The following is a 12,413-nucleotide window of genomic DNA, read 5'->3' as shown; positions in this document are numbered from 1 at the left end:
TACACCTACGCTGCTAGCGCTTTATCAACCGAGGGCACGGCGTAACCATGCAGCCCTTCTTCAGCAAACTGGATGTAACGTACATCGCCCGCCTTGATATTGAGTTTTTGAACCGTTTCCACAGGCACATCCACTACGATGGTTTTCATTGAGCTGTCGTTTTGCAATACGCAATCAATGCGGAAAAACGCCCCCAAAAACTCGGTTGCCGTCACTCGAACAGGTAAAGAGTTGGTGTAGTTTTCAACGAACTTGATGCTTTCAGGACGCACCGCAAGGTCGAAGCGGTCACCACGTTGGATCTTACGATTGGTCAAGCTTGGCGCTGGCATCAAGGTTTCGGCAATGCGTATTTGGGAGTCCGTTGCGACTGAGGTTTCAACAAAGTTCATGCTGCCGACAAACTCAGCGACAAAGCGCGTTGCTGGTTGTTGGTAGATCTCTTGAGGTGTGCCGACTTGCTCAATCACACCATGGTTCATTACCACGATACGATCCGCCATCGACAACGCTTCATCCTGATCGTGCGTAACCATGATGGTGGTAATGCCCAGCTTGCGTTGCAGCTTACAAATCTCGTCACGTAAGTGAACACGTACTTTTGCATCCAGCGCTGACAGCGGCTCATCCAATAACAGCAGACCCGGAGACAACGCTAATGCGCGAGCGAGTGCCACACGCTGCTGTTGACCACCAGAAAGTTGGTTAGGGAATTTCTCGCCAGAGGTTGGAAGACCAATGGTTTCTAACCAGTAGTCCACCTTCTCTAGCGCTTCTTTGGTCGACATACCTTGGTTTTTCAAACCCACCGCAATGTTCTCTTGCACAGTTAGGTTTGGGAACAATGCATATGACTGGAATACGATACCGAAATCGCGCTTCTCTGGTGGTAGGAATGTGGTCTCTTGACCGTTTTGAAAAATCGCACCAGACGTTGGCAAGTCTAAACCTGCAATAGCACGTAATAGAGTGGTTTTACCGCAGCCAGAAGGACCAAGAAAACAAACGAACTCGCCCTTTTCAATCGCTAGCGAGATTTTCTTTAATGCAGTGAACTGTCCGAATTGCTTCACTACATTTTCAATATTTAGGTAATGTTGGTTAGTTGACATAACACACGCTCCAAATGGTATATACCAACTTTAGTTTTGGAGTGTTACGTTCCAATGACAAATTTATAGCCAGAAGATGACAAATAGATGAAGGAAAATGAGGTTTGTTCAAGTGGTAATTAGAGATTCCCGACTCACTCCTTCCTCACTCTCGAGAATGACGTTGTGAGTGCGGATAGGAGTACCCAACTTTCTCAAGTCCGTCATTCCAGCGAACCTAGGTGAGACTAGGAATCTAATTGTAGCGAACTCTGAAATAAGAGGGAAAACAAAAAATCCACCTCAACCGAGGTGGATTTCAGCATTCAACTCAAAGCAAATTCAATTAAGACTTTGGTTCTGATTTCGCGTCAAACTTCTCTGACCATGCCGCTAGAATTTCTGCACGCTTGCTACCCATTTGCGCGAAGTCCATCTTCGCCATGTTCTCTTGAACGTTCGGGAAGTTAGAAACGGTCGCTTTCACTTCTTTATGTGCAACCACTGGGTACATTTCTACGTAAAGCTCGTTTGCTGCTTTAGAGATTGACCAGTCAACAACGCGCTTTGCTGCATCAGACTCTTTTACTAGACCAACGGCTTCTGATTCCCAGCCGATGCCTTTTGGCGTGATAACCGCTAGTGGTGCACCTTGTGTTTTCAGCTTCGCGCCGCGGCTCGCCATCGAAATACCGATAGCCACTTCACCCATACCCGCTTGAACACATGGCTTAGAGCCCGAGTGCGTGTAGTGTGCAATGTTCTTGTCTAAGTCACGCATGTAGTTCCATGCCTGATCTTCACCCATGTTTTGTAGCCAAGCAGAAACCTGCATGTAGCCAGTGCCTGAAGAAGCTGGGTTAGGCATTGCTATGTGACCTTTGTAAACCGGCTTTGTTAGGTCTTCCCAAGACGTTGGTTTAGGCAGATTAAGCTGTTTCGCTACCGCTTCGTTGAAACAAACTGCGTTAAAGAACGCATCGTTACCAAACCAAGCTTGGTTTGATTGAGGGTCGTTTAGGTTCGCATGCAGCTCTTCCAAACCTTTTGGTGTGTAAGGCTTAAGAAGACCTTCATCTTTAAGCAGTGCCATTGACGAGCCAGCAAGCCCCCAAACCACTTCCGCTTGAGGGTTGTTCTTTTCTGCCAGCAATTTCGCCGTCATGATACCGGTTGAATCGCGAACCCACTTAATCTTGATATCTGGGTTATCTTTCTCAAACGCAGACTTGTATTTCGCAAGAATGTCAGTTTCGAAAGCGGTGTAAACCGTGACTTCCTGTGCTGCCATTGCATTCGTAGCTAGCAGAGAGACAAGTGCAGCCAGCGATCCTTTCATCAAACGGTTTTTCATCATTTTCTCCAGTTAATTTGGCTAAGTTTTCATTTGGTCTGTACCAGTTGACGATATACACCCTACTGAGCCTTTGTGACGAAATCATGACCATTAAATGGCAGTTTTACGAAAATTTGCGCTGAATAATCGTTCAATTGATCCGCCATTTTCTGGATATTAAAGTTTTATGAAATTGGATATTCGCCTATTTACTGCCCTTTTCTTCCTCGCTAGAGTGAACTCGAAATTTGGTGTAGACCAACTAGCCTATTCTGATGGAAATCGAGATGAAAAACGAATACCTACTACTGACTCCAGGTCCTCTATCTACTTCTGAAACGGTACGTGAAGCCATGCTAAAAGACTGGTGTACTTGGGATGATGAATACAACAAAGACATTGTAGAGGTGATCCGCACTAAGCTTGTAAAACTGGCAACTCAACAAGACGGCTACACCAGCGTACTAATGCAAGGTAGCGGCACTGCATCAGTAGAAGCGACGATTGGCAGCGCCATTGGCAAAAATGGAAAATTGTTGATTGTCGACAACGGTGCTTACGGTGCGCGTATCGCTCAGATCGCTGATTACCTAAATATTCCATGCCATGTAGTTTCCCCAGGCGAAACATCACAGCCACACTTGAACGAGGTGGAAACTGCATTGGCATCGGATCCTACAATCACACACGTGGCGATTGTTCATTGCGAGACAACCACTGGCATGCTTAACCCAATTGAGGCATTTGCTTCTGCGGCAAAAGCTCACGGTAAAGTAGTGATTCTCGATGCCATGTCGAGCTTTGGTGGCATTCCTATCGATATCGCAGAGCTAGGCATCGATTTTATGATCAGCTCTGCAAACAAATGTATTCAAGGCGTGCCGGGCTTTGGCTTTGTGATTGCAAAACAAACTGAGCTCGAAAAGTGCCAAGGTCAGGCTCGTTCTTTGAGCCTTGATCTTTACGACCAGTGGCACTGTATGGAAGTGAACCACGGCAAATGGCGTTTTACGTCTCCAACGCACACGGTTCGCGCTTTCTATCAAGCATTGTTAGAGCTGGAACAAGAAGGCGGCATTGAGGCTCGTCATCACCGCTACCAAACTAACCAGAAAACACTGGTTGCAGGTATGCGTTCTCTGGGTTTCGAACCACTACTGAGTGATGACCTTCACTCGCCAATCATCACCTCTTTCTACTCTCCAACTCACAGTGATTACCAATTCAAAGCGTTCTACACGCGTTTAAAAGAGCAAGGTTTCGTGATTTATCCGGGTAAGGTATCGAACGCAGATTGCTTCCGTATCGGCAACATTGGCGAAGTTTACCCAGCAGATATCGAGCGCTTAATCGGTGCGATTGAAAAAGCAATGTATTGGCAAGTTGCGTAAAGCAGCCTTCTGATTGAGAAAGCGTTATGACTCAGAATATCAAACCGACCCATTTCCGCAGCGAAGGCGATGTCAACACGACACCAGCGCGCCAAGCTTGGAATGCATCGATGGACGATGAACGCACGCAAGCATTACTCAAGCGTGATTCGGAGGTCTTTCTTCATCAAGCCATGTCAACGCCTTGCTTAGATACCTTGGAAGCAGCAGAAGGCATCTACATCCAAGATGCCACCGGCAAAAAGTACATGGACTTCCATGGCAATAACGTCCACCAGTTGGGCTATGGTCATCCGCATGTGATTAAACGAGTGCAAGAGCAAATTGCCAAACTGCCGTTTTCACCACGTCGTTTTACCAACGAGACCGCGATTGAATGCGCCGAAAAACTCACGCAAATCTGTGGCGGCGAATTGAACCGCGTGCTTTTTGCTCCGGGCGGCACATCAGCGGTAGGCATGGCACTTAAACTAGCGCGCCATATCACGGGCAACTACAAGGTGGTGTCGCTGTGGGACTCCTTCCACGGCGCATCGCTGGATGCCATCTCTGTGGGCGGCGAAGCGTGTTTCCGCCAAGGTATGGGGCCATTAATGGCAGGTGTTGAGCGCATTCCACCAGCCGTACCTTACCGTGGCGCTTTCCCAGTCGCGGACGGCAGCGATGTGCATTACTCCGACTACCTTGAATACGTGATTGAAAAAGAAGGTGGCGTGGGCGCGTTTATCGCAGAAGCGGTTCGCAACACGGATGTACAAGTGCCGAGCAAAGCCTACTGGAAACGCATCCGTGAAATCTGTGACAAACACAATGTCATGCTGATCATCGACGACATCCCTAACGGCATGGGTCGCAGCGGTGAATGGTTTACCTACCAAGCCTACGACATCGAGCCAGATATGCTCTGCATCGGTAAAGGTTTGGGCGGAGGCTTGGTGCCTATCGCGGCCATGGTAACCAAAAACAAATACAACACCGCCGAGCAAATCTCAATGGGTCATTACACTCATGAGAAAAGCCCTATCGGTTGTGCTGCAGCACTGGCAACCATGGAAGCTATTGAACAAGACGGCTTGCTAGATAAAGCCAAAGCCGACAGCCAGTTCATGCGTGAAAAGCTGCTAGATATGAAAGCTAAGTACCCAGTGATTGGTGATGTGCGTGGCATCGGCATGTTGTGGGGCATTGAACTGGTCACCGACCACGAAACCAAAGAACGCGCGTATGACGAAGCGGAAGCTGTGCTGTACCAATGCCTCAACAACGGCGTGAGCTTCAAGGTATCGCAAGGTAACGTGATTCAACTCAGCCCACCGCTGATCATCACTCGCGAGCAACTGACAGAAGCATTGGCGATCTTCGAAGAAGCGATCGCCAAAGTGTGTAAAGACTTTAACTACTTCTAACCTCGACAAAACCAATTTATCCAGAGCGCAGTTCCAATGTGTTGGCAAGCGCTCTGGCAAGTAAGAAAAAGGATTGAACATGAACAAATCACCAATTCAAGCAGTGATCTTTGACTGGGCTGGCACTATCGTCGATTTCGGCTCTTTTGCGCCAACCAGCATCTTTGTGGAAGCGTTCAAACAAGGCTTTGACTTTGAAATCGACCTTGAAGAAGCACGTGAGCCAATGGGGCTTGGTAAGTGGGATCACATCCAAGCTGTGGGTCGTATTCCTACGGTTGATAAGCGTTGGAATGAAAAGATTGGTCGCTCAATGACCAGCGAAGACATCGACACTATCTACGCGGCATTTATGCCTCTGCAAAAAGCAAAAGTGGCTGACCACGCAGAACCAATCCTCAACGCAGTTGAAGTGGTAAACGGTCTGAAAGACAAAGGCATTAAGATCGGTTCTTGTTCGGGTTACCCGCGTGAGGTGATGGACGTACTGATTCCAGTTGCAGCGGATTACGGCTACCAACCAGATTATGTTGTCGCGACAGACGATCTGCCCCAAGGTGGTCGCCCTGCGCCGTTTATGGCACTGAAAAACGTGATTGAGCTTGGTGTAACCGACGTTAAAGCATGCGTCAAAGTGGACGATTCAGCACCAGGCATCTTTGAAGGTCACAATGCGGGCATGTGGACGGTGGGTCTGCTGCTTTCTGGTAACGAAGCGGGTCTGACATTTGAAGAATACCAAGCCGCAGACGAAGCAACCTTAGAGAAAGCTCGTGAAAAAGCACGCGCGAAGTTTATCAAGAGTGCACCTCACTACTTAATCGATACCATCTCCGATCTGCCAGAGGTGATCGTAGATATCGAACAACGCCTAGCCGCGGGCGAACGTCCGTAGTTTTCGCTCGCGAATTCAGAATGTAAAAAGCCTCTCCATCTTGAGAGGCTTTTTGTATTTATGGAAAGCGGAGGTGTCAGTTAATCGCAGTACTTGCTCGACGCTTTAGCTTAAAGCCCATACTGGTTGGTCTTTCTTCTGGCTCACCTTTGATGGCATGCAACAGCTTTTCTGCCGCCTTGGTGCCCATGCGCTCGTAATCAAATTCTGCCGATGTCAAACTTGGGTAAGCGTGCTCCCCCATAGAAGAGCCTTCAAGGCAAATAATGGCAATGTCGGTCGGGACTTTGAGCACGCGGCGATGGCACTCAAAGAGCGCACCAATTGCTATCTCCTCATGGCTACACACCAAAGCATTCAAGCTTGAATCGCGCAGCAATAACTTCGCCAATCCTTCCGCACCCAATTGTGAAGATGGCGCTTCATGAGTCGTTAGAAAATGATCTGGGGTGAGATAGTTTTCAATCATCGCACTTTGCCAACCGTGTAACTGGCGTTGCAACGTTGAGTGATTCCCGCGCGCCCCAATAAAACCAACGTTCTTAAAACCTTGTTCAATCAGGTGTCTGGTACAGGCCTTACCCACTTCAAAGTGATCCACGCCAATGTTGAGATAACTGGCCTTTGAGCTCAGTTCGGTAATCTCTAACACTGGCGTATTTGATGCCTCTAACAGTTGATGCGTTCGCTGACTATGCTCACTTCCAAACAGTACCACGCCCGCAGGACGGCTCTCTAAAAAAGTCGAAAGCAACTTTTCTTCTTGCTCAATCGAGTAGTCGCTGTAACCCAGTAATAATTGATAACCCGCTTTGTTTAACGCCTGTTGGAAGCTTGGTAAGAAATGCGCGCATGCTTTTTCAAACAGTGACGGAATGATAAGAGCGATGGAATAACTTTCTGCAGATGCGAGTGCCCCTGCGGCTTTGTTCGGGATATAGCCGAGCTCATCAACCACTTGTTGAATTTTTTCTCTCAGCTTATCGGATACCAGCTCTGGCGTTCGTAATGCTCGCGACACCGTCATAGTGCCTACGCCTGCTTGTTTGGCGACATCAGCCAAAGTGACATTGCCGGTACTTCTTCGTTTGCGAGGTTCGCTCATTGTTTTTATTTAATGTTCTCTAATTTCAGCTGCGACATCTTATCACAGCGCTTTAATGGTTTTGATATTAGCGCATTAGAACTCGAACACCAGCACATGAAACTTCGATGCCTGATAAAAATGATAGCGCTATCACAATTAATGGTAGCGCTATCAGATAGCGCTACCATTTGTGATCACTCTCAGGTTTTTATGGCAAATTGATCGATAAAGTACGCAGCAACAAAACAACAAATCGGAAACATTCCAATGCTACGTGAACTGATTACCTCTGATGTCATTCGCATCCATTCTGACGCAACCGACTGGAAAGATGCGATCAGCAAATCTTGTGAAGCTTTGATTGAAAATGGCACGATAGAACCAAGTTACGTTGAGGCAATTTACCGCTCGCACGAAGAGCTTGGTCCTTACTACGTGGTAGGTCCGGGCATGGCGATGCCACACGCTCGCCCTGAAGATGGCGTTAACCGCTTGTCATTGGCGATCACGGTGATCCAAAACGGCGTCAACTTTAACTCTGAAGAAAATGACCCAGTAAAAATGCTGGTCACGCTAGCGGCAACGGACAGTAATAGCCACGTTGATGCGATTTCGAAACTGGCGGAATTGTTTATGAATGAAGAGCATGTAGAGGCCATCTGCAACGCTCAAAGCAAAAAAGATGTTCTTGCGATCATCGACAAATACTGAGTTTTACTCCTGACATACCCCATTCACAAATGGGTATACCCCCTATAAAAAAGAAAAGGTCTGAATTATGAAAATTATGGTTGTTTGCGGTCACGGTCTTGGTACTAGCCTAATGATGGAAATGAGCATCAAAAGCATCGTAAAAGAATTGAACGTCGATGCCGCTGTGGATCACATCGATCTTGGCTCAGCAAAAGGCACAAGTTGCGACATTTTCATCGGCACAAAAGACATTGCAGAACAGTTGGAAGCACTTGGCGTTGAGCAACGTATCGTAGCGCTTGATAACATGGTCGACAAAGTCGCAATGAAAGAGCGTTTATCTGTGGCACTTCAAGAGCTTGGCGCTCTATAAGGTGGCGTTATGGAATTCTTCAGTTTCTTAATGAACGATGTCCTATCAGAGCCAGCGGTTCTGGTCGGTCTCATCGCTCTAATCGGCTTAATTGCCCAGAAAAAACCAGTCACCGAGTGCATTAAAGGCACGGTAAAAACCATTCTTGGTTTCATCGTGCTTGGCGCAGGTGCAGGCTTAGTTGTGAGCTCGCTAGGCGACTTCGCGACGATTTTCCAACACGCATTTGGCATTACAGGCGTGGTTCCAAACAACGAAGCTATCGTCTCTATCGCGCAAGAAGCGTTTGGTAAAGAGATGGCGATGATCATGTTCTTCGGTATGTTAGTGAACATCTTGATCGCTCGCTTCACGCCATGGAAATTCATCTTCCTAACCGGTCACCACACACTATTTATGTCGATGATGGTAGCAGCGATTCTGGCATCTAGCGGCATGAAAGGTGTTCCACTGATCGCGCTTGGCTCTGTGGTTGTGGGTTCTGTAATGGTGTTCTTCCCTGCGATCGCTCACAAGTACATGAAGCAAGTTACAGGTTCTGATGACGTTGCGATTGGTCACTTCTCTACCCTTTCTTACGTGCTAGCTGGCTTTATTGGCAGCAAGTTCGGTAACAAAGAACACTCTACTGAAGAGATGAATGTCCCTAAAAGCTTGTTGTTCCTACGTGATACACCAGTGGCTATCTCGTTCACAATGGGCATCATCTTTGTGGTGACGTGTTTGTTCGCTGGCGGTGATTTTGTCCGTGAAGTCAGTGGCGGTAAACATTGGTCTATGTTTGCGCTAATGCAATCCATCACATTTGCAGGTGGTGTGTACGTTATCCTGCAAGGTGTACGTATGGTTATCGCAGAAATCGTTCCTGCATTTAAAGGCATCTCAGACAAACTGGTTCCAAACGCAAAACCTGCACTGGATTGTCCGGTTGTGTTCCCATACGCACCAAATGCGGTATTGGTGGGCTTCCTATCGAGCTTTGCAGCCGGTCTAGTGGGCATGTTCCTGCTGTACGTGATGGGGCTTACTGTGATTATCCCTGGTGTAGTTCCACACTTCTTTGTGGGTGCGGCTGCGGGTGTATTTGGTAACGCAACAGGTGGTCGTCGCGGCGCAATTCTAGGTGCGTTTGCACAAGGTCTACTGATTACTTTCCTACCTGTCTTCCTAATGCCAGTACTGGGTGATCTTGGCTTTGCAAACACAACATTCAGTGATGCTGACTTCGGCATTGTAGGTATCCTACTTGGCCTGATTGTGCGCTAAGCTTTTATTCTTATGAATGCAGAATTAGGCTCGTCGGCATTCATCTCTCAAAGGCTCTAGCAGGAAAAGCACTCAAACAAAACGCCCCTCACGTGAGGGGCGTTTTTCATATTGAGGCTATCTTATTGAGACAACAACTTTCTCGTTGGTTCTTGCTCGGTGTATTCAACGGATTCATTACCAGATAGCTTATCGACGTCAGCTTGTTCGCCGCTCACCACCAGTACCTGTTGCTTCACCAACGCATCAACCACTTTAAGGTTATGTTGACGAAGAAGCGCTCTCACTTCGCTCTCTTTCCCTTTGTGATACTTAACAAAGTAACGCGTAGGTTGTTGCTCAGCTTGTTCAGAACGTTCATCCACGAGCGGAAATCCTTGATTGTTCGCCAAGCTGGCCGAGCTTAGTCCGATTGCCAATAGTGCGGTAGCACTCACCGCAGACAAAGAAAGTAAGGTCAACTTCTTCATAGCCACTCCTTATTGAAAAGTCAGAGTCCAACTGTTGATTGTGCCTGTGTCTCTTCTGGCACTGTCTACCGCTTTTAGTTCCCAAGAACCTTGTGATTCAAAACCAGAGAAATCCGCTTGGAAAGTGGCTTTGATATCGTTAGCGCTGCCGCCAGTATTATCGTGAAGCACGACTTCTCCACCAGTAGGTGAAGTTAGCGTCACTCGTAGGTCACCGATGTAAGTGTGGCTAATATCAACGTCAATACTTACTGTACCTGAATCACCAGAGCGATCGACATCTACTGCGCTGATTGCGCCAGAAGATTTGTTGTCAGGAATCGCAACAGGGCTGGTGTTTGAGAAGCTAGAGTCCGAAGAGCTACCGCCACCGTCAGGACCGTTACAGCCCGCATCCAAGAATAGTTTCGCCGCTTCCGCATTCACTAGGCCGTGACCTGTGCGGTTGTCTCGTCCAGCGACATCAATGTCTGTTGCCGTTTGAACTAGGGCATTACGTACTTGCGCTGCTGTACACGTTGGGTGGTAACTCCACACCAAGCCTGCTACGCCAGTTACATGAGGTGTTGCCATCGATGTACCATTGTAGTACTCGTAATCTTCACCAGAGGTGGTTGAAACCGTAATTTCTTGACCAACATACCCCAACAGCTCTTGACCAAATGCACGATCAACCGTTACCGAAACCATACGATAAGCGTTGTTTGTGTCTACCAAGAATGGGTTTTGTAAACCAGGTAGTTCAGAGTTGCTGTATACGATTGCAGCTCGCGCACCCGCATTGTAACAAGCCTGAACTGCATCCACTTCTGGGTAGTTACCTGAAGACTGGTTGCCAATACGCTCAGTCAAACAAATTTTGCCCGACATATCACCACAGTTAAAGTTACCGCCAGATACATCACAGCTATCTAGCATTGCTGTTACTGAACCAGCGATTGGATCTGGCACATACGAAGAACCGTTATTGATCAAACGATTGTGAGGGACAATACCGCGATCAAATTGGCTTACGCCATTCAAGGTAATATCAGAAAGTTTACCTTCGCCTACCGTAACCGTTGATAAGATCGCCACACCTGGGCCAGAGATCTCAACTTGATCAGTAGATTGCGAGAACGCCGCATGATCATTTTGGTTATCGACAGCAGCAACAGACATAACTGAATCGTAAGAAGCTGGGTAGCTGTGTGCGGTGTTACCGTCATTACCAGCTGCGGCGATTAGCAGAACGCCTTGATCGTAAATGTTTTGCAGTGCATTTTGCTCAGTTCGGCTTGATTGACTACCACCAAGACTCATGTTCACAACGTTGGCACCATTATCTGCACACGTTTGGATCGCTTTAACAAGCCCAGATGAGTAACCCCAACCTGATTCGTTAAATACTTTCACGATGTGCAAATTTACATTCTGGTTTGGCATCACACCCTTCACACCTTCGGTGTTGGCAATCGCTGCGATAGTACCTGCAACATGAGTACCGTGGGCGTTATTGTTACCCGGATCGCTCCATGATCCTGTACCACTATCGTTGGTACCTGCAACACGGTTACCGCTTAGGTCGTTGTGCGAGATGTCGTACCCTGAATCGATAATACATACAGTGCGATTACCAGCATTGAAGTCGTCTAACTGTTGAGCATTAACCGCTTCATAACCCCACGGGGTAGTTTCGCTGAGCAAATAGCGAGGCGGATCGACTTCGACATATTCCACATCACTGCGATTACGAAGTGGTTCTAAGTCATCACCATCCAACTCAACGCTGTAAATGGCGCGATTACCTAGTTTTTCCACCTTACGTGCCTTCACCTGTTCTAAAACAGACTCCTGCGCGATTCGTGGTCCCCAAAATGAGTTACCACCCATTGAAGATCGGCTGACTGCATCTTCTTTGAATTTGACGATGTACTTCGTCGGTAACTTAGATTCATCAAATCCCATTGGTGGAGCCGCAAACGCTGACATAGAAGTGGTCAGTGCTATCGCTACGGCAGACAACGAAAATAAGCCTTGTTTTTTACTTGTTGTGTAGTGCATTTGCCCTATTCCTTATTTGAGCTAATTTTTATTCACTATATTCCCATGAAAAGTCATCACCATGATGTTTGCATGAGAGCTTCAGCTATAGTTTATAGGCCAAAAATGCCAAACAATTTGTTTCATGAATATACAACTTTGTACAAAAGATCATTCAATAAACATTTTTAGTTAACATCAAAAAGCATAAACAAAACCTTATAAAGCAATCACTTAATTAACAAAAAGTGCATGTTAAATTAATGTTAGTGAGTAATTATTCTAAATAATACACATTTAATCGATTGCTATGCTGAATGGATTTTTTGACCGTGGTGCCAAAACTGAAATATTGAATATTTAGTTGTTGACTGTCTTGAGTA

General features: G+C 47.0%; 11 protein-coding genes. 6 read left to right on the top strand and 5 right to left on the bottom strand.

Translation table 11 applies throughout. The features are described 5' to 3' along the window. Positions 1 to 5: 5 nt before the first annotated feature. Together MSG33_RS00470 and MSG33_RS00465 are read right to left on the bottom strand one after the other, a co-directional pair. Entirely contained in the window at positions 6 to 1,112 is a 1,107-nt protein-coding gene (locus MSG33_RS00470; RefSeq protein ID WP_248379360.1) for a putative 2-aminoethylphosphonate ABC transporter ATP-binding protein, read from the bottom strand. 325 nt (positions 1,113 to 1,437) lie between these two features. Next, on the bottom strand, positions 1,438 to 2,448 hold the full coding sequence (locus MSG33_RS00465; RefSeq protein WP_005384363.1) for a putative 2-aminoethylphosphonate ABC transporter substrate-binding protein: 1,011 nt from the start codon (positions 2,446 to 2,448) through the stop codon (positions 1,438 to 1,440). 266 nt (positions 2,449 to 2,714) lie between these two features. On the opposite strand from MSG33_RS00465, the gene phnW reads away from it, so the two are divergent. The 3 genes from phnW (at position 2,715) to phnX (ending at position 6,119) form a co-directional block, all read left to right on the top strand. Continuing rightward, positions 2,715 to 3,818, top strand: a complete 1,104-nt coding sequence (gene phnW, locus MSG33_RS00460; RefSeq protein WP_248379358.1) for a 2-aminoethylphosphonate--pyruvate transaminase — start codon at positions 2,715 to 2,717, stop codon at positions 3,816 to 3,818. A 26-nt stretch (positions 3,819 to 3,844) separates the two neighbouring features. After that, complete coding sequence (locus MSG33_RS00455) at positions 3,845 to 5,224, top strand: aspartate aminotransferase family protein (RefSeq protein WP_248379356.1); 1,380 nt, start codon at positions 3,845 to 3,847, stop codon at positions 5,222 to 5,224. A gap of 79 nt (positions 5,225 to 5,303) precedes the next feature. Then, positions 5,304 to 6,119, top strand: a complete 816-nt coding sequence (phnX, locus tag MSG33_RS00450; protein WP_248379354.1) for a phosphonoacetaldehyde hydrolase — start codon at positions 5,304 to 5,306, stop codon at positions 6,117 to 6,119. 76 nt (positions 6,120 to 6,195) lie between these two features. On the opposite strand, the gene MSG33_RS00445 is transcribed toward phnX, so the two are convergent. After that, positions 6,196 to 7,224, bottom strand: coding sequence for a LacI family DNA-binding transcriptional regulator (locus tag MSG33_RS00445; protein ID WP_025501411.1), 1,029 nt, complete (start codon positions 7,222 to 7,224; stop codon positions 6,196 to 6,198). A gap of 249 nt (positions 7,225 to 7,473) precedes the next feature. Between MSG33_RS00445 and MSG33_RS00440 the strand changes: the two genes are divergently transcribed. The 3 genes from MSG33_RS00440 to MSG33_RS00430 all read left to right on the top strand — a co-directional run bounded on the left by MSG33_RS00440 (position 7,474) and on the right by MSG33_RS00430 (position 9,538). After that, entirely contained in the window at positions 7,474 to 7,917 is a 444-nt protein-coding gene (locus MSG33_RS00440; RefSeq protein ID WP_248379352.1) for a PTS sugar transporter subunit IIA, read from the top strand. 67 nt (positions 7,918 to 7,984) lie between these two features. Next, positions 7,985 to 8,272: a PTS sugar transporter subunit IIB gene (locus tag MSG33_RS00435; protein WP_005463968.1), complete on the top strand. Its 288-nt coding sequence runs from the start codon at positions 7,985 to 7,987 to the stop codon at positions 8,270 to 8,272. 9 nt (positions 8,273 to 8,281) lie between these two features. Beyond that, entirely contained in the window at positions 8,282 to 9,538 is a 1,257-nt protein-coding gene (locus MSG33_RS00430; RefSeq protein ID WP_047007992.1) for a PTS ascorbate transporter subunit IIC, read from the top strand. Between the two features lie 122 nt (positions 9,539 to 9,660). Here MSG33_RS00430 and MSG33_RS00425 read toward each other — a convergent pair whose 3' ends face one another. Further along, positions 9,661 to 10,008, bottom strand: coding sequence for a hypothetical protein (locus MSG33_RS00425; protein WP_005395359.1), 348 nt, complete (start codon positions 10,006 to 10,008; stop codon positions 9,661 to 9,663). A gap of 9 nt (positions 10,009 to 10,017) precedes the next feature. Continuing rightward, positions 10,018 to 12,051 (bottom strand): S8 family serine peptidase, encoded by a 2,034-nt coding sequence (locus tag MSG33_RS00420; protein ID WP_006741281.1) that lies wholly within the window; start codon positions 12,049 to 12,051, stop codon positions 10,018 to 10,020. Positions 12,052 to 12,413 lie beyond the last annotated feature (362 nt).

Source organism: Vibrio sp. 1CM7H (assembly GCF_023161645.1).
In the GTDB taxonomy this organism is placed as follows: Bacteria; Pseudomonadota; Gammaproteobacteria; order Enterobacterales; family Vibrionaceae; genus Vibrio; species Vibrio diabolicus.
The sequence above is the reverse complement of the archived record's forward strand: the minus strand, read 5'-3'. Positions and strand labels throughout refer to the sequence as shown.